The 22,829-nt window shown below is 68.0% G+C and carries 23 protein-coding genes; 4 read left to right on the forward strand and 19 right to left on the reverse strand.

Annotation, left to right across the window (positions count from 1 at the left end; all coding sequences use genetic code 11):
* The first annotated feature begins 24 nt into the window (after positions 1-24).
* Positions 25-918 carry a DUF2510 domain-containing protein gene (locus ACQ260_RS06530; RefSeq protein WP_432558611.1) on the forward strand — a complete coding sequence of 298 codons (894 nt, stop codon included), beginning with the start codon at positions 25-27 and terminating at the stop codon, positions 916-918.
* A 7-nt stretch (positions 919-925) separates the two neighbouring features.
* Here the strand turns inward: ACQ260_RS06530 and ACQ260_RS06535 are convergent, their stop codons facing one another.
* Both ACQ260_RS06535 and ACQ260_RS06540 read right to left on the reverse strand, forming a co-directional pair.
* Positions 926-2,143: a glycoside hydrolase family 3 N-terminal domain-containing protein gene (locus ACQ260_RS06535; RefSeq protein WP_432558612.1), complete on the reverse strand. Its 1,218-nt coding sequence runs from the start codon at positions 2,141-2,143 to the stop codon at positions 926-928.
* A gap of 20 nt (positions 2,144-2,163) precedes the next feature.
* On the reverse strand, positions 2,164-3,579 hold the full coding sequence (locus ACQ260_RS06540) for a mycothione reductase (protein WP_432558852.1): 1,416 nt from the start codon (positions 3,577-3,579) through the stop codon (positions 2,164-2,166).
* 56 nt (positions 3,580-3,635) lie between these two features.
* Between ACQ260_RS06540 and ACQ260_RS06545 the strand changes: the two genes are divergently transcribed.
* Positions 3,636-4,433, forward strand: coding sequence for an SDR family NAD(P)-dependent oxidoreductase (locus ACQ260_RS06545; RefSeq protein ID WP_432558613.1), 798 nt, complete (start codon positions 3,636-3,638; stop codon positions 4,431-4,433).
* Positions 4,434-4,437: 4 nt separating this feature from the next.
* On the opposite strand, the gene ccsB is transcribed toward ACQ260_RS06545, so the two are convergent.
* Genes ccsB through hemL form a run of 6 tightly spaced genes read right to left on the reverse strand, consistent with a single transcriptional unit; the run spans position 4,438 to position 10,356 of the window.
* Positions 4,438-5,415: a c-type cytochrome biogenesis protein CcsB gene (ccsB, locus tag ACQ260_RS06550; protein WP_432558614.1), complete on the reverse strand. Its 978-nt coding sequence runs from the start codon at positions 5,413-5,415 to the stop codon at positions 4,438-4,440.
* A gap of 39 nt (positions 5,416-5,454) precedes the next feature.
* Positions 5,455-7,005, reverse strand: a complete 1,551-nt coding sequence (resB, locus tag ACQ260_RS06555) for a cytochrome c biogenesis protein ResB (RefSeq protein WP_432558615.1) — start codon at positions 7,003-7,005, stop codon at positions 5,455-5,457.
* A gap of 1 nt (position 7,006) precedes the next feature.
* Positions 7,007-7,771, reverse strand: coding sequence for a cytochrome c biogenesis CcdA family protein (locus ACQ260_RS06560; protein WP_432558616.1), 765 nt, complete (start codon positions 7,769-7,771; stop codon positions 7,007-7,009).
* 6 nt (positions 7,772-7,777) lie between these two features.
* Positions 7,778-8,350 carry a TlpA family protein disulfide reductase gene (locus tag ACQ260_RS06565; RefSeq protein ID WP_432558617.1) on the reverse strand — a complete coding sequence of 191 codons (573 nt, stop codon included), beginning with the start codon at positions 8,348-8,350 and terminating at the stop codon, positions 7,778-7,780.
* A 5-nt stretch (positions 8,351-8,355) separates the two neighbouring features.
* Positions 8,356-9,012, reverse strand: a complete 657-nt coding sequence (locus tag ACQ260_RS06570; RefSeq protein WP_432558618.1) for a histidine phosphatase family protein — start codon at positions 9,010-9,012, stop codon at positions 8,356-8,358.
* 33 nt (positions 9,013-9,045) lie between these two features.
* Positions 9,046-10,356: a glutamate-1-semialdehyde 2,1-aminomutase gene (gene hemL / locus ACQ260_RS06575; protein ID WP_432558619.1), complete on the reverse strand. Its 1,311-nt coding sequence runs from the start codon at positions 10,354-10,356 to the stop codon at positions 9,046-9,048.
* A 133-nt stretch (positions 10,357-10,489) separates the two neighbouring features.
* On the opposite strand from hemL, the gene ACQ260_RS06580 reads away from it, so the two are divergent.
* Positions 10,490-11,494 (forward strand): DUF4272 domain-containing protein, encoded by a 1,005-nt coding sequence (locus tag ACQ260_RS06580; protein WP_432558620.1) that lies wholly within the window; start codon positions 10,490-10,492, stop codon positions 11,492-11,494.
* A gap of 28 nt (positions 11,495-11,522) precedes the next feature.
* On the opposite strand, the gene bfr is transcribed toward ACQ260_RS06580, so the two are convergent.
* The 9 genes from bfr to ACQ260_RS06625 form a co-directional block, all read right to left on the reverse strand.
* Positions 11,523-12,011 (reverse strand): bacterioferritin, encoded by a 489-nt coding sequence (gene bfr / locus ACQ260_RS06585; RefSeq protein WP_432558621.1) that lies wholly within the window; start codon positions 12,009-12,011, stop codon positions 11,523-11,525.
* Positions 11,974-12,201: a (2Fe-2S)-binding protein gene (locus ACQ260_RS06590; RefSeq protein ID WP_432558622.1), complete on the reverse strand. Its 228-nt coding sequence runs from the start codon at positions 12,199-12,201 to the stop codon at positions 11,974-11,976. Before ACQ260_RS06590 ends, bfr begins: the two co-directional genes overlap by 38 nt.
* Positions 12,202-12,323: 122 nt before the next feature.
* Positions 12,324-13,301: a porphobilinogen synthase gene (gene hemB / locus ACQ260_RS06595; RefSeq protein WP_432558623.1), complete on the reverse strand. Its 978-nt coding sequence runs from the start codon at positions 13,299-13,301 to the stop codon at positions 12,324-12,326.
* Positions 13,298-14,884 carry a bifunctional uroporphyrinogen-III C-methyltransferase/uroporphyrinogen-III synthase gene (locus ACQ260_RS06600; RefSeq protein ID WP_432558624.1) on the reverse strand — a complete coding sequence of 529 codons (1,587 nt, stop codon included), beginning with the start codon at positions 14,882-14,884 and terminating at the stop codon, positions 13,298-13,300. The genes hemB and ACQ260_RS06600 overlap by 4 nt, the downstream gene beginning before the upstream one ends.
* 85 nt (positions 14,885-14,969) lie before the next feature.
* Positions 14,970-15,971 carry a hydroxymethylbilane synthase gene (hemC, locus tag ACQ260_RS06605; protein WP_432558625.1) on the reverse strand — a complete coding sequence of 334 codons (1,002 nt, stop codon included), beginning with the start codon at positions 15,969-15,971 and terminating at the stop codon, positions 14,970-14,972.
* Positions 15,968-17,263 (reverse strand): glutamyl-tRNA reductase, encoded by a 1,296-nt coding sequence (locus ACQ260_RS06610; protein WP_432558626.1) that lies wholly within the window; start codon positions 17,261-17,263, stop codon positions 15,968-15,970. Before ACQ260_RS06610 ends, hemC begins: the two co-directional genes overlap by 4 nt.
* Before the next feature lie 45 nt (positions 17,264-17,308).
* On the reverse strand, positions 17,309-18,007 hold the full coding sequence (locus ACQ260_RS06615; protein WP_432558627.1) for a redox-sensing transcriptional repressor Rex: 699 nt from the start codon (positions 18,005-18,007) through the stop codon (positions 17,309-17,311).
* 117 nt (positions 18,008-18,124) lie between these two features.
* Positions 18,125-18,391, reverse strand: coding sequence for a glutaredoxin family protein (locus tag ACQ260_RS06620; protein ID WP_432558628.1), 267 nt, complete (start codon positions 18,389-18,391; stop codon positions 18,125-18,127).
* Positions 18,392-18,402: 11 nt separating this feature from the next.
* Positions 18,403-19,890, reverse strand: a complete 1,488-nt coding sequence (locus ACQ260_RS06625; RefSeq protein WP_432558629.1) for a class I adenylate-forming enzyme family protein — start codon at positions 19,888-19,890, stop codon at positions 18,403-18,405.
* Between the two features lie 78 nt (positions 19,891-19,968).
* Between ACQ260_RS06625 and ACQ260_RS06630 the strand changes: the two genes are divergently transcribed.
* Complete coding sequence (locus ACQ260_RS06630; RefSeq protein ID WP_432558630.1) at positions 19,969-20,730, forward strand: HAD family hydrolase; 762 nt, start codon at positions 19,969-19,971, stop codon at positions 20,728-20,730.
* 32 nt (positions 20,731-20,762) lie between these two features.
* Here ACQ260_RS06630 and ACQ260_RS06635 read toward each other — a convergent pair whose 3' ends face one another.
* Positions 20,763-21,773 carry a lysophospholipid acyltransferase family protein gene (locus tag ACQ260_RS06635; protein WP_432558631.1) on the reverse strand — a complete coding sequence of 337 codons (1,011 nt, stop codon included), beginning with the start codon at positions 21,771-21,773 and terminating at the stop codon, positions 20,763-20,765.
* The gene (locus ACQ260_RS06640) at positions 21,766-22,824 is read right to left on the reverse strand and encodes an NAD-dependent epimerase/dehydratase family protein (protein ID WP_432558632.1); all 1,059 of its coding nucleotides are present in this window, start codon (positions 22,822-22,824) and stop codon (positions 21,766-21,768) included. Before ACQ260_RS06640 ends, ACQ260_RS06635 begins: the two co-directional genes overlap by 8 nt.
* Between the last annotated feature and the right edge of the window lie 5 nt (positions 22,825-22,829).

Below are 22,829 nucleotides of genomic sequence, written 5' to 3' on the forward strand. Positions count from 1 at the left end.
TTGTCGTCTTCCTAGGATTGATCTGTGAGCGCAGCAGGGTGGTATCCGGATCCCGGCGGCCAACCGGGGATGTTCCGCTATTGGGACGGCTCGGCCTGGTCGGCTGTCCTGTCCCCTAGCCCACAGTCACCGCCGCCGTCCTCGTCGGTGGGCAGTCCCGGAGATCCGGTCGAGGAGCCCCGAACCGGCTTGCAGCCCACGGCGGCACCCGAGGAGTCGCGGCGCGGTGGCAGAGGCTGGGTGATTGCGGCCGCGGTGATCGTCGTGGTGCTCGTCGTGGTCGTGGGCTTCATCGTTCGCGGCGTCACCAACCAGTCGTCGCCGGCTGCTGGAGACCGGCCGACGGTCGAGCAGCCCATCTGTCCGGACCTCGATCTCCAGCCGCCCACCGAGGAAGCCAGCCGGAACGGCCGTGTCTATGGCGGGCTGCTCTCCTATCCGGAGTTGCCCGCACCTTGGAGCCCACCCTCCCAGGAGGTGCGGATTCCGTTCGGCTTCAACGCTGCGAAACAGGACATCCTGGTCGATGGCTATGACGTCAACGGACAGCGACAGGGCTGGGTCGCATCGGTGATGGTCGGTGAACTCCGGGCCGGCGACGGCTTCTTCAACCCGCAGGATGGTTCGGCGATCGTCGCCACGTGCATCATCGGCGGGTTCTACGGGGACGCCAAAGTGACCCGCGACGACCGGGTCAGCAAAGCGGTGCAGGTCGATGGCCACAACGGTTGGCTCCTCGAAACGAACCTGTCGTTCCGGATCCCCGGGCTCCGCACCGACGGCGAGTGGCTCGCGGTGCTGATCGTCGACACCGGCGACGGCCGGTCGAGCATCTTCTCCGCGTCGATCCCGAACGTCAGCCCCGAATGGGAGGCTCCGGCCCGTCAGGCCATGGCCGACCTCCGGGTCGGTCCCTGACGTCTCGTCAGGACGGCAGGCAGCTCACGGCTCCGCGGTTCGCCTTCATAATCAGCACCCGCGTGGCCTTGGCTTTGATCTCCTCGTTGAACTCCGGATCTGCTGCGGCCCGGTCCCGGACCGCTTGGGTCATCTCCGACTGCAGACCGGCATCCCCATTGATGACGATGTCGCCACCGGCAGCCAGGAACCTGACGGCACGCTCGCCCGGTGGGATGTCCGCGACCTGCTGGGCCGCCCCGAGGTCGTCGGAGATCACCACCCCGGTGAACCCCATGTCGCCGCGCAGCATGCGGTCGATAACTACCGCTGAGAACGCCGCTGGGACTCCGGGATCGATGCGCTCATAGCTCGCCGTGGCGATCATCACCATGTCCGCACCTGCGTCGATGCCAACCCTGAAGGCCGCCAGTCCGGCGTCCCTGCGACCGATCGCGTTGTCGGCGACATTGCCCGTGAAGTCGGTGTTCCCTGCGACGCGCCCCAGACCCGGGAAGTGCTTGAGGCTGCTCGCAAGACCCGCTTCGTCCAGGCCGCGCACCACCGCCTCGACCCGTGGGCCGACCTCGTCCAGTGTCTCTCCGTAGTGGCGTTCCAGCTGACCGATCGGGGCGTTGTCGGCGACATGGTCCGCGGGGACGATATCGGCCACGGGCGCGAGGTTGACGTCCACGCCGGCAGCACTGAGTTGCCGTGCCCAGTGTTGCGCCGAGCGCTGCAACTCCGGGAGCGGTCGATTGGCCTGCACGCGGGCGGCGGGCATGTTGTCGAAACCGGGGCCCTTCAGTCGTTGGACCGCTCCGCCCTCCTGGTCCACCGCGACGAACAGGCCAATGCCCTCGGTCTCGGTCGCAGCCCTCCGCAGGTTGTCCGTCAACTCCTTGATCCCGGCGGTGCCGTCGCGGGAGTTGCCGAGCAGGACCACATGCCCGGCGCGGGACTCCGTGAGCATCCGGCGATAGTCCTCGCCCACGGGTTCGGTGCTGGTCTTGCCCACCATGAAGAGTTGACCGATCCGGTCCTCGGGAGTCAGCCGGTCGACCAGCGCGCTGCAGACCTCTTGACCGACGGCGGGTGGGGACTCGACAGAGGTCGGTGTGGGCAATGCGGTCTCCTCGCCAACCGACGGCGAAGCGGCCGGAGGCGTAGCAGTAGGGGTCGGCGCGTCAGTTGTCGCGACCGGGGTGGTGCAGCCCACGAAACCGAGCACCGCGGCAGCGAGCACGGGTATCAGTCGAACCGCCCTCATTCATCCACCGCGTTCGCTTCGCGCTCATAGCCCGGAACCGCCAACGACAGCAGCGCATTCTCGACCACTTCGGCCAGCGCGGGGTGAATCCAATACTGTCCGCGTGCCATTTCCCGCACCCCGAGGCCGAAACTCATCGCCTGGATAAGCGGCTGGATCAGCACGGGGGCCTGCTCACCCAGGATGTGCGCACCCAGAAGTTGACCGGTCTCCGGGTCGGCCAGGAGCTTGCAGAAAGACTCGCGGTCCTCCATGGCCCAGCCATAGGCAACCGAGCCGTAGTCCTGGACGGCCTTGACGTAACGCCGTCCCGATTCCCGCAATTCCTGCTCGGTGGCGCCGACCGCGGCGATCTGGGGCTGACTGAACACCGCATGCGGGATGGCATCGTGATTGGCCGGGATCAGGTCGTCGGGATGCAGCAGGTTGTGCTGGACGATGCGCATCTCGTGGTTGGCGACGTGCTTGAGCTGCGCCGGGGACGACACATCACCCAGGGCGAAGATGCCGTCGGCCGTGGTCCGCTGGAACTCGTCGACGACGATCAGGCCCCCGTCATCCATCTCCACCCCGGCCGCCGCGAGGTTCATCGTGTCCCCGTTGGGGATCCGACCGGTGGCGTTGAGGACGACCTCGGCTGCGTACTCGTATTCGATCCCGGAGGCATCGGTCGTCACGACCAGGATCTGCCCATCCTCGTCCGGCTCGAAACTGGCGAGCTTCTGGTTCAGCCGGACTGCGACGCGGCGGGACATCAGCCGGGTGAAGCGCCGCGCGACATCTTCGTCCTCCCGGCGCAGCAGGGTGCCCGAGCGGTTGATGATCGTGACGCGGGTGCCATAGGCGGAGAACACGTGAGCGAACTCGGCCGCGATGAAACCACCTCCGACGATCACCATCGAGCGCGGCAATTTCTCGAGCCGCATCACCGTGTCCGACGTGTGCACGGTGACCCCTTCGGGGATCTCGACGTCGAACGGGCGGGGTCGCGAACCGGCCGCGATCACGAACCGGTCCGCAGTGAGCTTGCCGCCCGCAACCCCCAGGGTCTTCTCGCCGGTGAAACGGGCCTCACCCTCCAGCAGGGTGATGTGCTCGTTCTCGATCCGCCAGTCCTTGCCGGAGTTCGAGATGGCATCGATCCGGCCGAAGATCCGGTCGCGGATGGCCGGCCAGTCCGGCTTGCCCGGCGCCAGCGCGACATCCACGCGCGCTGCTTCGGCGTGCGCGGTCGCCAAGTCGGCCGGACGAACGAACATCTTGGTGGGGATGCACCCCACGTTGAGGCAGGTCCCGCCGAACGCGCCGTTGATGCCCTTGTCGACCAGCGCAACCTTCATCGAGGAGAAGCGTTCATCGAGAAGGGAGTTGCCCGACCCGGAACCGATCACGCACAGGTCATAGTGCGGCAGTGGTGAAGCCATGGAGTCATCCTAGGCAGTGATTCGTGGTGGCTAGGGTATGGGCCATGGCCGAAAAGCGACCCGACCATTCGTTCTCCCTGCAGGGCACTGCCCTGGTGACCGGTGCCTCGAGCGGGTTGGGGAGGCACTACGCGGAGTTTCTGGCCCGCGCAGGCCTCGATCTCATCCTCGTCGCCCGCCGGGCCGACGAACTTAAGGAACTGGCAGAGGGCGTGCTGCAGCGGCACGGGCGAGCCGCAACCGTGCTGCCGACCGATCTGACCGACCGCGCCGCCCGCCGCGCCCTGATGGCCGAGGTGACGGACCGGGGCGTGCAGGTGGACGTCCTGGTCAACAATGCCGGGTTCGGCACCAAGGGCAATTTTGCCGAGCTCGAACCGGACCGAATCATCCGCGAGATCGAGCTCAATTGTGTGGCGCTCACGGAGCTGGCGCGCCATTTCCTCCCGGGCATGATCGAACGCAGACACGGTGCGATCATCAACATCGCCTCCACGGCCGGTTTCCAGCCCTGGCCCACGATGAGTGTGTATGGGGCGACCAAGGCCTACGTGCGCAGCTTCTCGCAGGCGCTGTGGTCCGAGACCCGCGGCACTGGGGTGCGTGTGCTGTCGGTGTGTCCCGGTGCGACAGACACCGAGTGGATGGCCAACACCGGTTCCCCCGGGATGCTCCCGCGGCGCCGCACGACGGAGCAGGTGGTGCAGTCCACGTTCCGGGCGCTCAACCGCGACGCCCTCGAGGTCGTGGACGGCCCGCTCAATCGGCTTACGTCCTTCGTCGCCGCGGTTGCACCGGCCCGCGTCGTGCTGCCCATCGCCCGTCAGTGGGCCAAGGGCTGACGCCTTACTTCGCGTAGGAGTGCAGCCCGCTCACCAACAGGTTGATCCCGACGAAGTTCCACCAGAAGGACACCGCGCCGACAATCGCGATGATGGCAGCCGGCTTTCCCTTCCAACCCGCGGTCGAGCGGGCATGGAGATACGCCGCATAGATCGCCCAAGTCACCAGGGACCAGGTCTCCTTGGGGTCCCAGCCCCAATAGCGGCCCCATGCGTACTGTGCCCAGATCGAACCGGCCGCGATCACGAACGTGAACAACGGAAACGCGAACGCCGACATGACATAGGTAAACCGGTCGAGTGCGTCCGACGACGGCACCTTGGCGAGATAGCCACGCACTACCCCGCCCATCTCGGCCCGGCGCCGCAACAGATAGAGGATCGCGCTCAGCCCGCTGAGCGTGAAAGCCGCTCCCGCGACCGTCGCGGCGAGGATGTGGAACAGGAACCACGCCGAGTGCAGCGATGGCACCAGCGGAGCGACGTCGACATAGAACACGGTGACCGCGAGGCCCAGCCCGATCGTCGACAGCATCGCCACGGGCAGGCCGAGCCACCGCTGGCCGAACTTCAGGGCCATCACGAGATAGACGGCGACGACGAAGACGAGGGAGGTGGAGGTGAACTCATACATGTTCCCCCACGGCAGTCGATCGGCTGCCATGCCGCGCAGCACGACCGCGACGATCTGGGAGGCGAGGGCCACGCTGGTCAGCGCGATCCCGATGCGTCCGAACAGGTTCGTGCGTTGCTTCGCGGACTCGGGTTCGGCCGGTTCGTCCACGGGTTCGGCGAACTCAGCGTCCGAAAGCTCGGCGGGTGCGCCGCCCACCAGCACCGGAACGCGCCCCTTGGTTTTCGTCACCACCGCGCCGGCGTTGCGGGCCGCGGCCCATTCGGCCGCGTGCGCGAACACCGCGAAGAGATAGATCACCGCCGCGGTGACCATCGCCAGCATCGAATATTGCCCCAGTGCGTCCATTGAGTCCTCCTAGCGCGCCTATCCTGCCACCCCGCGCGCTTAGCCGCGGGCTTTCGTCGTTGTCGCATCCGGCTGCAGCACCGATTCGCCCAGTTCGCCGACGGCTTCCGCCAATCCGGTGCGGGCCTCGGCCCGGTCGAGCCCGGCGACCTCGGCGGTCCCATCGGGCCTTACCCGCACCCAGAGCCGTCGCGGCCGGATGAACAGGGACAGGCACAGCCCGGCCACCCCCACCAGGACCGCCCCGAGCGCAAGCGGCAATCCCGGCGTATAGCTCACCTGCAGCCGCACCCACCGCTGCCAGCCCTCGAAGACGACCGCGCCGCGACCGTCCGGCAGCGCGTACTGCTCCCCCGGCTTCAACCGGAAGCGCAACAGGTCCCCGTTGTCCTGCAGATATTGGGTCAGGCCGTCCTTGTTGAGCGAATAGACGTTCTCCGGTGCCCCCGTCGATTCCCGTGGTGGCCCGTGGAAGGCGTTGAGGAACAGCTCCGGATTGTAGGAATCGGGAAACAGGGACCGGGGCATCGGGTCGTCGACAGGCGCCGTGGGCACGAAGATTCCCTCGAACGCGAGCCGATCGGGGCGAGCGTCAGGGGCCTTGATCACACCGTTTGAGGTGAAACTGCCGTCCTGGGGCAGGAAGACCACCGGCCCGGAGAACGCGACGTCCCCGTTGCCATCGTGGACCGTGATCCGCGGCGCATAGCCGTGCCCGAGCAGATGCACCTGGGCACCGCCGACCTCGATCGGGTGATTGACCTCGATGGTCTCCGCGCGCTCCGGCGCACCGGGACGGTCGGTGACCCGGACACGGGCGGTGAACTCGCGTGGCTGGCCGGTGTTGACCCGCCCGGTCTCGAAGCGGACGACGAAGTCGTCGATGACGATGCTGAAGGGATCCAGATCGAGGTCGGTGAACTCCGCTCCGGAGGTCAGTTCGTCGTACTGCGACAGCGTGTTGGCGAAACCACCACCCACGGGCACGATCGCTGTCCCGCGATAGCCGAAGAGCACGCCGATCGCGACGCCGATCAGGAGCACGACCAGCGAGAGGTGGAACACGAGGTTCCCGGCCTCCCGGAGATAGCCGCGTTCGGCGGAGAGGCTGGTGGCGTCGGGTTCGTCGATGCGGCGTACGCGGAAACGGCGACCCTTGAGATGCGCTTCCGCCGCGTCGACCGCGTCGTCGCGGGCAGGGACTTTCGCGTACGCCGGCAGGCGCGACAGGTTGCGCGGGGTCTGGACCGGCTCGGCCCGGACGGCCCGCCAATAGACGGCGATGCGGGGAATGATGCAGCCCAGCAGGGAAACCAGCAGCAGCAGATAGATCGCGGAGAACCAAGGCGAGGTATAGACCTCGAACAGTCCCAGGGCGTCATAGAGCCGGCCCAGGGTCGGGTTGTTGTTGATGAAGTCGGTCACCTGCACCGGGGACACCGGTCGCTGTGGAATCAGGGACCCGGGGATCGCCGCCAGCGCGGCCACGAACAGCAGCGTCAGCGCCGTCCGCATGGACGTCAGCTGGGTCCACGCGAAGCGCAACAATTCGCGCGGCGAGAGCGCGGAGGCATCGGCATTCTTCTTCATGTCAGATCACCACGTCGAATCCCGTGGCCCATTGGCGGACCTCGGCCATGAGCACCTCCCACCCACCGCTGAGCAACAGCACGCCGACCGCGACCATCAACCCGCCGCCGATGCGCATCAGCAGCCGCTGGTGCCGCCGGACGAACCGGACCACCTTGTTCATCCGGGCGAACGCCAGCCCTGCCAGGACGAACGGGATGCCGAGTCCGAGGGCATAGACGAAGGCGAGGACCCCACCCCGCACGGCGGACCCCTCGGTCATGGCGAGGCTGAGGACCACGGCCAGGGTCGGGCCGATGCAGGGGGTCCACCCGAGCCCGAACAACAGCCCGAGCAGGGGCGCAGCTGCCACTCCGACCTTCGGGACCCGGTGGAACCGCAGGTCACGCTGGCCGAGCGGGACGAGGCCCGCGAAGATCAGCCCCAGCAGGATTGCGAGAATGCCGAGCACGATTGTGAGCGCACGCTGGTGCTGGAGGAGCGCCCGACCGATGGAGCCGGCGGCCACCCCCTGGAGGACGAACACCAACGCGAATCCGAAGACGAACAGCGCCGATCCGGCGAGCAGTCGCAGCCGTGGGCCTCGACCCTCCATGACGTCGGTCGCGCTGAGCCCGGTGGCATAGGACAGATAACCCGGCAGCAGCGGCACCACGCACGGGGAGAAGAACGACACCAGCCCGGCGAGCAGCGCCACCGGCAGCGCCAGCAACAGACCGCCACTGACGGCGCCTTGGGCCCACGTGCCGATGTCGAGCAGGATCATTGGCCGTCAGCGCCCCTCGGCGGTGTCACGGACAAGTCCGGTGAGAGTGGTCCGGTCGACCTCACCGATGATCCGGGCAGCGATCCGGCCGTCGGCGTCGACGATCAGGGTGCTCGGAATGCCCGAGGGTGGCAGCGTGCCCGAGAACTCCAGCAAGCTGCGGCCCTGGGGGTCGAAGATCGACGGATAGGTGATGCCGAACGCGCGGACGAACGCGATGGCGGGGGCGGGGTCGGGGTCGCGCGTGTCGATGCCGACGAACTGCGCCACATCCTTCGTGTCCTGCCAGGCGGCCTCGAGATCGGCCGCCTCGGCCCGGCAGGGCTCGCACCAGGATCCCCAGACGTTGATGACGACGACCTTGCCCGGGTGGTGGGTCGTGACCTCGCCGCCGCCCAGACCGGGACCTGTCGTGATCGGCGCCTCGACCCGGTCCGTGACCGCCACGCGGGTGAGGCCGGTCTTGCCGGCCACGAAACCCTCGGCGCCGCCCGATCCGGCGCTGCAGGCTGCGAGGGTAACGACGAGGAAGATCCCGACCAGTGCGATGGCCAGGCGATGGGGAATGGACCGCTGCAACCCGATCAGGCTCCTGCGACGAACTTCTTCTGCCCCACCCGGTTCTTGGCGGGCACGAGATCAAGCGCAGGCTCCGAATAGTCGACCTTGGTCACCCGGCCGTCGATGAGGGTGAACGACGTGAGTGAGGCCAGCGTGCACTGGCGCTTGCGGGGATCGTGAACGAGGGGCCGACCTTCCGCGTCACGGCGGGCCATCCAGATCGGAAGCTGGTGGCTGACGATCAGGGCTTCCTGACCCTCCGCGGCAGCGGCGGCATCGACGATCGCGGCGCGCATTCGGGACACGATGTCGCGATAGGCCTCGCCCCAGCTCGGCCGGAGGGGGTTCCACAGCTTCGACAGCACGATCGGGTGTGCGAGTTGCGTCAGTTTGCCGGTGAACACGCGGCCCCGCAGGTTGTTCCCGGCCTCGATCACCCGCTCATCGGTGACGACCTCGAGACCGTGCCGCTCCGCGATCGGGGCGATCGTCTCCTGGGCCCGCTCCAGCGGTGAGCAGCGCAGATGCACCAGGTCCATGTCCGCCGTGTGTTCCGCCAACCGCAGGGCCATCTGCCGACCGACCTCGGACAGGTGAAAGTCCGGCAGGCGCTCATAAAGAACGCCCTTGGGGTTCTCGACATGACCGTGACGCAGCAGGTGGACGATGGCCTTCGACATGGTGGCGGGCTCCTGGGGTGCTCGTGGGGTGGTTCAGGCGTCGGCGGCGGCCCGGGCGGCAGCGGGCAGCGCCTCCACAATACGTGTCAACGCGGCCTCGTCATGTGTCGCGGAGAGGAACCATGCCTCGAACGCGCTCGGGGGCAGATAGACGCCTTGGTCGAGCATCGCATGGAAGAACGCGCGGAATCGATCGACGTGCTGCTGCTTGGCCGTCGCATAGTCCGGGACCGACGTGACGCCCGGATCGGTGAAGAAGACCGAGAACAGGTTGCCGGAGTGCTGGATGACGTGCGCCACATCTGCCGCGGTGAGGGCGGCCGCCACTTCCCCACGCAACCGCTCGGCGGTCGCGTCGATGCGCGCATAGACTTCGTCGGTCGCCAGCCGCAGGGTGGTGAGACCCGCGACGGTGGCGACGGGATTGCCCGACAGGGTGCCTGCCTGATAAACGGCGCCGGCCGGTGCGAGGTGACCCATCAGGTCGGCGGAGCCCCCGAACGCCGCGGCCGGGAAACCGCCGCCCATCACCTTGCCGAATGTCATGAGGTCCGGCTCGACCCCGTCGAGGCCGAACTGGCCGGACCGGGAGACGCGGAAACCGGTCATGACCTCGTCGGAGATGAAGAGCGCGCCATGGGCGCGCGCCGTCCGGGCAAGGAAGGCGTTGAAGTTCTCGCCGTCCGGGCCGACAGCGGGCGGGATCACCCCCATGTTGCCGGGCGCGGCCTCGGTGATCACGCAGGCGATGGCGTCGCCGTGTTCGGCGAACGCCGCCGCGACCGCGGCTCGGTCGTTGTATTCGCAGACGATCGTGTCCGTCGTCGTTGCTTCGGTCACTCCCGGGGAGCCCGGGATCGCGAGCGTCGCGGCGCCGGAGCCGGCGGCGACGAGCAGGGAATCGACGTGCCCGTGATAACAACCGGCGAACTTGAGGATCTTGTCGCGTCCGGTGATGCCGCGGGCCAGCCGCAGCACCGACATCGTCGCCTCGGTGCCGGAGTTGACCAGCCGCACCTGTTCGACCGGCGTGCGGTCGACAATCTCGGCGGCCAACTCGACCTCGAGTTCGGTGGGGGCACCGAACGACGTCCCGCTGACTGCGATCCGGCCGACCGCCGCCAGCACCTCGGGATGGGCGTGACCCAGCAGCATGGGCCCCCAGGAGCAAACGAGATCCACGTAACGGTTCCCGTCCACGTCATAAAGATGCGGCCCGGAGGCCCGCTCGATGAACCGCGGGGTGCCGCCGACGGCCTGGAAAGCGCGGACCGGCGAGTTCACCCCACCCGGGATGACCTTCTGGGCGCGGTCGAACAACTCAGTCGATCGTCGTGTCTGCACGCGTGTGAGTGTAGTTGCTCCATCCACCACCCAGCGCAGATCGCGTTCATGCGGGCGCGCTGCGCACTGGGGGGCCTCACACACCATGCGGTCGGAGGTGAGTGCTGTGCGTGCGACATCGTAACCTTGGCCCATGGTGGTGGACGGCTATTCGACCTTGCTGAGCGAGATCCCGCTGGTCGGCGGGACCGCGCAACGGCTCGTGGGCCCGGCCGGCTTGCGCAACGACGTGCTGGGGCAGCAGTTGGTGAGTTTGCGCGCCAGGGCCATTGAGCAGGGAGCGGGCTCCCCGGCACTCCCCGGAGTGCTGGACCACCTCCGCCACGTGCAGTGGCATTATTCGATCGAGACCGACATCGCCGACCTCTCGGTCTATGGCCCCTGGGCCCGGGGCGCGCAGGCGCTGCTGGTCGTCGATGACAAGATCGTCAATCCGGCCGGTCAGGTCCTGATCGGCGACGGGGCGGAGGCGGGCGCGGTGCCCGTCCATCACGAGTCGCTTGCGCGTTCGGAGCGCGTACGCCGGGCGCTCACCGCCCACGACGTGCACGTCCCGGCCGGCGCGATCCCCGTGCGCAGCACCGAGGAGATCCTCCTCCGCCGACCGGACCAGATCGCAAAGCGCGCCGTCGCGCTCGTGGTCAGCGCGGATTTCGCGCTGTCGGTGCTGGACGGGGAGCCGCTGGACTCCGAATATATGGAGCGCATCTTTCCCCGGTCCCTCGCCGAGCGGACGCCGACCGAGCTCGCGCTGTTCCGCGATCGTGATCCGGCGGTGGCGACGCGGTTGAAGTGGGGTTATGAGGCGGCCGCGCAGTTGCTGGCGATGTGCGGGCAGGTGGCCCCGACGTTTCCTCGTGACTTCGCGGATCAGGGACAGGTCTGGAACGCCTCCATCGGCATCGAGGAGCCGGAGTTGCTGCGCACCCTCGAACTGTTGCCCGTCGCGGAGGTGTGCGAAGCCTGGGAAACAGCGCGAGCCCTGCACCACACGGTCAGCGTGGCGCGCGCAGAGGGTGAGCGGCCACCGGCTGAACTCGACCCGGAGATCGTGCATCAGCGCTATCGCGCCATGGAATGGATCACCGGCGACCAGCCGTGGGACGAAGTCGAGGACGACGTCCCCAGCTGGGCGTGAGATCCGGCGACGTTCGCGGGCAGTCGGATCAGGCGAGACCCTGCGCAGCGTCGATCTGCTGCGCCAAGTAGTTCTCGGCACCCACGAGGTTGATCGCATCGAGTTGCGCCTCGAACCAGTCGGCGTGCTCCTCCTCGTCGAGGGCCATGCGTTCGAAGAGTTCTGCGGTGGCATGATCGCCGATCTCACGGCATTCGGCGGCGGAGTCATTGAATTGCTTCGATGCGGCGTATTCGGAATCGCGGGCGAGCTCCAGCATTTCCTTGGGATCCTCGCCCACCGCAAGCGGATTGAGCTTCTGCAGGTTGGGGTGGCCCTCGAAGAACAGGATCCGCTGCACGAGTTCGTCCGCGTCCTTCATCTCCCCGATCGAGAGGTCATAGAACACTTTGCCGAGCTTCGGCAAACCCCAGTTGTCCAGGACGCGAGCCGTCAGAAAATATGAGTTGATGACGGTCAGTTCGAAGGTGAGTGCGTCATTAAGCAACTCGACAACACGAGCACTGCGGGGCTTCATTGCGTTCCTCTCGGTCGGGCGGAGCGACCCCAGCGTACTGGGTCAGCAACGCCTCGATGGAGGGCAGACAGTTGCCGCATTGGGTTCCGGCACCAGTGACGAGCCCGACAGCACCTGCGCAAGCGACACCATTGCCGATCGCCTTGCGGATCTGACGGTCACTCACCACTTCGCAGTGACACACGATCATGAAATAAGGCTAGCCTTACCTCGCTCCCGGGGAAAGGGGATCTCCAAAACTGTCCGTGACGTTCCTCACATTGTTCCTGGAGCGCTCACCCCCCGGAACATGGGCACGCAGCGGCAGTCTGGTCAGCGACCGACGCTGCGCGCCAGTTCCAGGGCCCAATAGGTCAGGACAACATCCGCACCCGCGCGGCGGATGCCGGTGACCGTCTCCTCGATCGCGCGCTCGCGGTCGATCCAGCCGTTGGCAGCCGCCGCCTCGACCATGGCGTACTCCCCCGAGATGTTGTAGGCGGCAATCGGCAGGTCGCAGGCAGCTCGAGCGGCCGCGATCACGTCCAGATAGGCCAGCGCCGGTTTCACCATGATGATGTCGGCACCCTCAGCGATGTCGAGCTCGATCTCCCGCAGCGCCTCGCGCAGGTTGCGGGAGTCCTGCTGATAAGTTCTGCGGTCGCCGGACAGCGACGAGTTGACGGCCTCGCGGAACGGCCCATAGAACGCCGAGGCGTACTTCGCGGAGTAGGCCAGGATCACCGTCTGCGGATGCCCGGCCCTGTCGAGCGCGGACCTGATGGCGCCGACTTGGCCGTCCATCATTCCGCTCGGGCCCACGACATGCGCTCCCGCCTCGGCATGGAGGACCGCCATCTCGGCATAGATCTCGAGCGTGGCGTCGTTGTCGACGTGACCGTCGGCCGTCAGCACACCACAGTGGCCGTGATCGGTGAACTCGTCGAGACACACATCGGACATGACGAGGCACGCGTCACCGACCTCGGCGCGAACCTCGCGGAGCGCGGTAGTGAGAATGCCGTCGGGCGCGAGCGCCTGGGAGCCCTGTGCGTCCTTGTGCTCGGGGAGCCCGAAGATCATCACTCCGGCAAGTCCGGCGCTAGCCGCTTCGACGGCCGTCGCCTTCAGCGAGTCCATGGTGTGCTGGACCACGCCCGGCATGCTCGTGATCGGCTTCGGTTCGCTCAATCCTTCCCCGACGAACACCGGCAGGATCAACTGGCCGGGCGCCACCGACGTCTCAGCGACCATGCTCCGCAGGGCGGGCAGGGCACGCAGCCGGCGGGGGCGTACCCCCGGGAAGGTCACGAACGCCGCCTGCCGCCGGTCCGCCGCAACTGCGAGGGCTTCAGGACCTTGTCCCCGGCCGCCACGAGGGCATCCCGCCGCTCGGCCGCGAAGGTCGCCAGCGCATCTGCCAACTCGAGGGCACCGGGACTGGGGGCCATCACGTCGACGCGCAGCCCGTGCTCCTCACAGGTGCGGGCGGTGGCCGGGCCGATGACGGCGATGACCGTGGAGGCGTGCGGTTTGCCGGCGATGCCGACGAGGTTGCGCACGGTGGAGGACGACGTGAACACGACCGCATCGAACTGTCCGGTCTTGATCGCCTCGCGCGTGGGCGCCGGCGGCGGGGCGGCCCGCACGGTGCGGTAGGCGGTGACGTCCTCCACGATCCACCCCAACTTGGCCAGCCCCGCGGACAACGTCTCGGTCGCGATGTCCGCGCGGGGCAGGAAGACCCGGTTGATCGGATCGAGCATGTCGTCATAGGGCGGCCACTCGGCCGCGAGGCCGGCGGCGGACTGCTCGCCGGTGGGCACGAGGTCGGGTTCGATGCCCCAGTCGCGCAGTGCACCGGCAGTCACTTTGCCGACGGCAGCGACCTTGAGGCCCGAAAGGGCTCGCGCATCGAGGCCATAGTCCTCGAGCTTCTCCCGCACCGCCTTCACCGCGTTGACGGACGTGAACGCGACCCATTCGAACCTGCCTTCGACCAGACCGCGGATGGCCTTGTCGATCTGCTGCGGGCTGCGCGGCGGCTCGACCGAGATGGTCGGGACCTCCTCGGAGTGGGCGCCATAGGTCCGCAACCGGTTCGTCATCGGACCGGCTTGGTCCTTGGTCCGGGGCACCAGCACGCGCCAGCCGAAGAGGGGCTTCGTTTCATACCAGGACAAATCGTCGCGCTGCTCGACCGCCGGGCCAATCATGAGGTGGACCGGTTCCTCGGGGTCGATCTCACCGTCGGCGGCACGGGATTCGACGGCAGCAGCCATGTCACCGAGCGCCGCGGCCAGCGTGTGCTGCTCGGTGGAGCCACCGAAATAGGTCACGAGCGTCGAGTCGTCATCCGGTCGGCCGGACGTGCGGGCCGCTTCGATCGCATCGACCAGCAGCCCGGCGCGGGTGGAGATCACCAGGGTCCCCTGGGTGGCCCACTGGGCAGCCTGGGACTTCACGATGCGCTCGGTGGCGGACACGAAGTGGAGACCGCCTGCGTTGGCGAGCGAGATGCCTGCGTACTCCGGCACCGCGGTCAGCGCCGACACCCCCGGCACGATTTCGAAGTCGATGCCGCCGCGCACGCAGGCCGCCGCCTCGTCCGCCACCGCGGAGTCCATGAACGGGTCGCCCATCACCAGTCGGACGACGCGCGCGCCGGTTCCCGCGAATTTGAGAACGTGTTTCGCCCTTTGAGACGGCGGAAGCATCTTGCCGTTGGCCTGGGTAGGCAGATCGAGGACCTCGGCACTTTCGGGGATGCTGACAGCCGGATGGTCGATGATGCCGCGGAGGGTCTCCCGATCCAGGATGACGGCGGTCGCCTCACCGATCGCAGCCACCGCACCCAGCGTCAGAAGATCGGGATCACCCGGTCCAGTTCCCACGAAGATCACCCGACCGCGCGCTGCCGCGATGGGCGGCGAATCAACGTTCTCGGCGGGCTGAGAGGAACTGGTTGTGGTCACGTGATCACTCGCGTTCTGTTCCGCGTGGTCCCGGCCGGGGCCCACAGGTCTGATCGTCATCGATGCTCAGCAGTGCCGACCGGGCCAACTGCGCGCCCAACTCGACCGACTGTTCCCTCGCAACGGCTCCGGAGACCCGCACCAGGCGCTCGCCCGACCCATCTGCAAAAGAACTGCTCACTAAGGTTTTCCCAATAACGGCCGCCATAGTCAAATCGGCGCCCTTATCATGCGCTTCGTCGACGCTCGCGAGCACCCCTACGGGGGCCAGACAGCCGGCTTCCAGAACGCGCAGGAACTCGCGTTCGGCCAAGACGCGCGCCCGGGTCGGCGCGTGGTCGAGCCGGGCGACGAGGTCGCGTACGCCCGGCCTGGCCGGGTCGGCGATTTCGACGGCAAGGGCGCCCTGGGCTGCTGCGGGGAGCATGATCTCGCGCCCGAGCAGCTCGTGTGGCAGGTCCAGTGTTTCGAGGCGGCCCAGCCTGGAGAGGCCCGCGGCAGCCAGCAGGGTCGCATCGATCTCGCCGGTGCGGACGAGCTCGAGCCGCCGGTCGACGTTGCCTCGGATGGGCCGGAACCCGAGCTGGATACCCTGTGCGGCCGCGTACGCCGCCAATTGGACCTCGCGCCGTGGTGACCCGGTGCCGATCACCATGCCATCGGCCAACTCGGCGACCCGGCAACCGACGAGCACGTCCCGCGGGTCCTCGCGTTCGGGCACCGCGGCGATCTCGAGGCCCGGGGCCGGAGCAGTCGGGAGGTCCTTCATCGAATGGACGGCGACGTCGATCGATCCGTCCAGGAGCGCTGCTCGCACGGCCATCGCGAACACGCCGGTGCCACCGATCTCGGTGAGGTGCCGGCGATCGGTGTCACCCTGGGTGTCGATCCCCACGAGCTCGCACTCCGCGCCGAGGCCGGTGAGCTGGTTGAGCACCCACTGCGCCTGGACGACGGCGAGCGGCGACCGGCGGGCGCCGATCCGGATGCGGGACGAGGCACTCATCTCGACTGGGACACCGCCTCGATCGCGGCGGAATCAAGGGCGAACAGCTCGCGCAGCGCAGCGGCATAGTCCGGAGTGTCGGGCATCGCCGCCAACTGCTTGACCCGCACCGTCGGCTGGTGGAGCAGCTTCTCCACCACGCGGCGGACCGCAGTCTGGATCTCCTCCCTCTCCTTGTCCCCGAGATAAGGCAGGCGCGCGTTCAGGCGAGCGAGTTCGGCGGTCATGACGTCCTGGGCCATGGAGCGCAGCGCGACGACAGTGGGCGCGACAGCCGCTGCTCTGCGCAGCCCGAGGAAATCCTTGACCTCCTCAGCGACGACCGCTTCGGCCTCCGCGATCTCACCGGCCCCCGCGCCAAGTCCGTCGGCGATGCCGCCCGATTCATCGTGCGCGATGCGGGCGAGCACGTCGAGGTTGACGAGTTCCACGCCCGGCAACTCCCCCACCTCGTCGGCGACATCCGCGGGGAGCGCGAGGTCCACGACCCCGCGCACAGGGGTGTGACGCAGATCGTCGGCCGTCAGGCGCAATCCGCGCGCGCCCGTGCAGGTGACCACAACGTCGGCGTGATCAAGCGCATCGGTGAGCTCCTCGAGCGGCCGGGCCCTGCCCCCCACCGCGTCCGCCAGTCTGTCGGCCTTCTCCAGCGTTCGATTGACCAGGGTCACCGCCGCACCCCGGTCATCGAGGGTGTGCGCCGCCAGCGCGGCCATCGAACCGGCCCCCACGACGAGGGCGCGCAGACCTCCGACGTCGATCCCACGGTCGGCGAGTTCGGCGAGAGACGCCGTGACGAGCGACCTGCCGGCCGTTCCTGCCGCGGTCTCGGTCTGGACTCGCTTGGCGACTCGGAGAGCCTGCTGGAACAGGGCGTTGAGGGTAGTGCCCACCGCCCCCTCGGACTGGGCATGGTTGAGCGACTGGCGGACCTGGCCGAGAATCTGGTGCTCGCCCCGCACCATGGAATCGAGGCCCGAAGTAACCGAGAAGCAGTGGCTCACCGCGGCCTCGTCATAGAAGACGGCGCAGTTGTCCTGGAGCGTCTCGACGCTGATCCCGACGATCTGCTCCACCGTCTCGGTGAGGGCCTGGAGGCCGCCGTGAAAGCGAGTAACCGCTGCATAGAGTTCGGTGCGGTTGCAGGTCGAGAGCACCACGGCCTCATCGACGTGTTCGGAGGAGAGGAGGGAGCTCAGCACCTTGCTCGTCACATCCGCCGGCAGGGTCAGGCGGGCCAGCAAATCCATGGGAGCAGTCTTGTGGGACACGCTCACGACCAGGATGCTCACGGACCCGCCCACCTCCATAGCGCTTTCGCCCGCCGGAGGCGGCCGTCAGTCGCCCAGCGCGGACACCGTCACGTTCGACGCCATTGCGGTGTCGGCGAGCGACCGCAGTCGATGGTACGCCAGAATTTGCAATTCCGAACCCAGGTCGACCCTCCGGACGGTGACCCGGGGAGGCAGGTCGAGGCCGGTCGCAGCGAAATTGAGCAGGCACCCCACCCCCGCCGCGACCAACTGGTCGGCGACCTGCTGGGCGGCATGCACGGGTGTCGCGATCACCGCGATCGTCGCCTGCGGGTCGGTCACCACGGCGGCGAGCTCGGTCAGCGGGTGGATGCGGTGCCCCTCGACGGTCCGGCCGATGACCGCGGGATCTGCGTCGAACAGGGCAACGACCCGGAACCCACGGGAAAGGAACCCCGAATGATTGACCAGGGCGCGGCCGAGGTTGCCGACCCCGACGATCACCACCGGCCAATCCTCTGCTGAGCCGATGTTCTGGTCGATGTGGAAGCGGAGCGACTGCACGTCGTAACCGACTCCGCGGATGCCGTAGCTGCCCAGGTGCGACAGGTCCTTGCGCAGTTGGGCCGGGTTCACATCGGCAGCGGCGGCAAGTTCCCCGGATGAGATCGTCGCGACGCCCTGCTCCTCGAGCGTGTTGAGCACCCCGAGATAGATCGCCAGACGCTCGACGGTGGCCGACGGCAGCCCCGTGCGCGGCGCGCGGGACTCGTTCTCGTCCATCGACCGGCCCTCCTGACGTTCGTGGAGGCCACCCTAGTGTGCTTGTGAATATCTGCACAAGCACACCGTTGTCCTGCATTCACAGTAGTCCGGGCCATCAACGGCCGGCGTGAGCCGTCAGCCGAGAGCCGCGCGCAGGCGTACCTCATCGATCCGCCAGAAGTCGAACCGCCGACCGTCGACGAACGTCACGGGCACCTGGTCGGTGTATTCGACGTGCAGGCTCTCCTGCCCCGGCAGATCGATGTCGATCTCCGCCAACTCCACGCCGGCATCGGCGCACACTTGGCGCACGACAACCAGCACCTGGTCGCACAGATGACAGCCCTGTCGAGTCAGCACCGTCACGCGCGGCTGATCCGGCACGCCGGGGTGTGTCGTCACGGGTTCTCCACTCAGAAATCGTCCTCGTCCGTGCGATCCAGCATGTCCCGCAGGATGTTCTTGCGGATCTTGCCGGACGCCGATCGCGGCATCGCCTTGATGACGAGGATCTCGGAGGGCAATTTGTAGCGCGCCAGGCGCGCCGACGCGAATGTCAGCACAGCCGCGGCCTGCACTGCGTCACCGGTGACGAACGCCACGACGCGCTCGCCGGTGTTCTCGTCGGCCTGACCGACGACCGCGGCGGCAGCCACGTCCGGATGCTGTTCGAGAACGTCCTCGATCTCGGCGGGATAGACGTTGAACCCCGACACGATGATGACCTCGCGCAACCGGTCGACGAGGAAGAGGTCCTCCCCCATCAGATAGCCGACATCGCCGGTCGCGAACCAGCCGTCCTCGCTGACACCGTCGGTGCCGTCGGGCCAATAGCCGGAGAACAGGTTGTCCCCGCGGATCATGACCTCGCCCGGTTCTGTCGGCTCGCTGCCGTCCCCGATGCGGATCTCCACGCCGGGCAGCGCACGGCCGACGTGATTGCTGCCGAGCCAGTCCGTGCCGATGGTGTTGGACACCCCGGGGGCCGCCTCGGTGAGGCCGTAGCCCTGATGCACGGGGATCCCGGTCAGCCGCAGCCAATGCGCGGCCAGCGCGGCCGGCAGGGGCGCGGCGCCGCTGGTGACGGTCTGGAGCGACCGGCAGGCATCGGTGAGGTCCTCGTTGAGAGTCAATCGATAGAGCACAGATGGAATCAGCGGAAGGTGTGTGATCTGTTCGGCGCGCAGGATCTCGCCCAGGTTCTCCGGGATGCCCTCGACGAACACGGTGGTCGCACCGACGAACACACCGGCGCCGAGCACCGCGTTGAGCCCGAACACATGGAACAACGGCAGGCAGCACAGCACGGTCGCGTCCCGGCGAGCGATGCCGCGACGATAGGCGCCCACGCAGTGGGCGATCAACGCACGATGGCTGAGCATGGCGCCCTTGGGATTGCCCGAGGTGCCCGACGTATAAATGATCGCCCCGACCGCTTCGGGGTCCTGGGGGGAGGCGAGGGGCGCCGAGCCGGCATGCGAGCGGAGTTCGTCGAGCGGCACCGCCCGGACGCCGGGCAGATCCGTCTCCGGGTCGCCGACGAGGACGCGGGCACCGCAGTGGAGGGCGACCCTCCGCAACTCGTTCGGCGTCTTGCCCGGATTGACGGGCACCGCGACGATGCCGGCCCGGAGGGCCCCGAACCAGGTGGCGACCGCGTCCAGGGTCGGCTTCGCCTGGATGAGCACCCGCTGGCCCGCGACCAAGCCGAGCTCGACGAGCCCGCTCGCGCTTTCCGTCACAGCCTGGTCGAACTCGGCCCAGGTCATCGACCGCCGACCTTGTTCCCCGACCTCGACCAGGGCCGGCGCGTCCGGACGCTGCTCGGCATGACGCCTGATGACCGCAGCGAGGTTGGGTTCCGCCAGTGGTGGGGGCGGAGGAAGGTCGGTCTGGGGCATGCGCCCGAGTTTGGCACAGGAGCTCACGGCGGTTTCAGTCGCCCCCGCGGACCCGGGCCGGGCCGGTAGTCTGGCCCGATGACCCGGACCGCCGCGTTCTTCGACCTGGACAACACGCTGCTGCGCGGCACGTCGATGATCCAGCTCGGCCGGGGACTTTTCGAGCGGGGTTTCGTCAGCGGCCGGACCATGTTGCGCGCCGCGCTGATGGAGGCCCGGTTCCGGGCCACTGGTTCCGAGCACCTGGACGACACCAGCGATGCGCGGGACACGGCGCTCGAGATGATCAAGGGTCGAGACGTCGTCGAGTTCGGGCAGCACTGCGCGGCGATTTTCGATGCGCACATCGCCGGTCGATTCTGCGCAGAGGCCGTGGCGGTCGCCCAGGAGCACCTGGACCTCAACCACGCTGTGTGGGTCGTGACGGCGTCACCGGTGGAGATCGCCGAGTTGTGCGCGCAGCACTTGGGGTTCACCGGCGGGTTGGGCACAGTCGCGGAGCGAGCCGACGGACGCTACACGGGTCGCCTGCGGGACGGACTTCTGCACGGTGCGACCAAGGCGGTTGCGGTCCGAAAGCTGGCGGAGACACACGGCTATGACCTGGCCCGCGCGCATGCCTATTCGGATTCGTCCAACGATCTGCCGATGCTGAGCCTCGTCGGGCACCCCACCGCCGTGAACCCGGACCCCCACCTGCGCCGGCACGCCGACATCCACGACTGGCCCACCCTCGAGTTCCGCGACCCCGGAGGGGTGCGCAGCCGCGTCGCGCGTGGGCTCAAGGTGGGCACGAGCCTCCGGCTGGCCGCGCGTGCTCTGGCCCGCCGGGACAACTGACACGCGCGGGCGGAGGCCTGGCAGCCCGGCGCTCAGAAGAAGATGCCCGGCCGCTCGTCGAGCAGCTTGTAAAGCGTGTTCTGGATCGTGATCCGCACCTGATCGGTGATCTGCAGGACCGTCGCCGGGTCGTCGGCGGCTCCCGCAGGCAGCTCGTCGGTCGTCACCGCCTCACCGAACTCGATGATCCACTTGGACGGCAGCGGGATCATCCCGAGGACGCCGAACCAGGGAAAGAGTGGCGTCACCGGGAAATAGGGGAATCCCAAAGCCCGCGCAAGGCTGGGGGCGTCGGAGATGAGCGGATAGATCTCCTCGGAGCCGACGATCGACACGGGGACGATCGGCACCTGCGAACGGACCGCCGTCGACACGAATCCGCCGCGCCCGAAGCGCTGAAGCCGATAGCGATCGGTGAACTTCTTGCCCAGGCCCTTGAACCCCTCCGGGAACACCGACACCAGGTTGTCACCCTCGAGCAGCCGGGCTGCGTCCTCCGCGCACGCCACCGTCGCGCCGATGCGCCGGGCGAAGTCGTGGGAGAACGGGGTGGTGAACACGAGATCGGCTCCCAGCATGCGGGAATGCCGGCCGGTCGCGTCGAACACCGCCGACTGGAGCACCAGGGCATCCAGTGGGAGCGCTCCGGCATGGTTGGAGACCAGCAGGGCGCTGCCGGACAGCGGGATGTTCTCGATCCCCCGGAGCTCGAGCCGGAACCACTTGTCGGCGAGCAGCCGCAGCACCGGGAGGAACATCTGCTCGGTGAACTCCGGGTCGAAGCCGAACTCGTCAACCGCATAGTCGCCGGTGAGCCGGGAACGGGCGTACGCCGCCAGCTCCTCCACCGAGCCCTGCCATTCCACCCCGAGCCGCTTGCCCACGCGGACCGCGGTCGCCACCGGGTCGGCGAGGAGGTCCCCGAGTTGGTCGGTCGGCAGATCCTTCAATCGCTCGAGCAGGACCCCGCCGGCACGCAGGAAGTCCTCGAGCGCAGACTGCGCTTCCGGACCGAGCAGGCCGGGTTCTCGTTCGTCACCCATGCCCCTGCCGCACCCCCCGCGGCCAGCGCACGGCCGGCATCTCCACGGCGGGGCTCAGCACCCGCTTGGCCTGGGCGATCGCACGATCGATCCGGTCGCTGTCGAGCATGCCCGGGGACGTGAACGCAGCGAACTCCTCAACTGCCCGCCGCGACGAATAGTGCGGCACGAATCCGGCGACGTCCTGGAAGCGCTGCGTGTCGAGCAGTCGCCCCCAGGTCACCGCCCGAACCTGCTCGCTGGTGAAGCGGATGAACTTGGCGCGGCGCCCCGCGGCCAGGACCGCCGGGCTGCTGCCGGTCAGCCCGATGCCGGGCCGCCCCATGATCCGCAGGACCTGGGTGAGCGTGAGCGGATCCTCGGCGGCGACATTGAAGGTGCCGGGCAGCTCGCGGTCCACGACCACCTGCACGGCCCGCACCGCGTCTGCCGGGTGGAGGAACTGCAGACGGGCGTTGAAGCCCATCGGGCGCGGCACCACGGGCAACGAAAGCCAGCGGGACAACGAGTTGTCGACATGGCCGCCCAGGATGTTGGCGAGCCGCAGGATCGTGACGGCCACATCGGCCCGCCGGTGGGCGAGGCCGGCGACGAAGGACTCCATCTCCAAGGCGTGCCGTGCCGGACCGGAACGCGGAGGATGACGCGGCACCGTGTCCTCAGCGAACCGGGCAGGGTCCAGCGGCGATGCCCCATAGACCTGGCCCGAACTGCGGAGCACGACGTGCCGCACACTCGCCGATTGTTGGCATGCAGCAACCAACTGCATGGTGCCGAGAATATTGGCCTCCTTGGCCGCCACCGGGCTCGTGATGACTTCGTCGATCTGCAACCCGCAGTGCACGACCGTGTGGATGTCGTGTCGCGCGAGGACACCCAGAAGAGTCGGCCCCCGCAGGTCGGCCCGGACAAACCTGACGCCGCCGAGATCACGTCTCGGGGGTGTCAGGTCGACGCCGACCACCTCATGCTGGCCGTCCGCCGCCAGTGACCTGGCGACCCGGGCACCCAGGTCACGCGACACCCCGGTGACCAGGACGACGCGTGACATGGCGA

This window comes from Ammonicoccus luteus (assembly GCF_050880385.1).
In the GTDB taxonomy this organism is placed as follows: Bacteria; Actinomycetota; Actinomycetes; order Propionibacteriales; family Propionibacteriaceae; genus Enemella.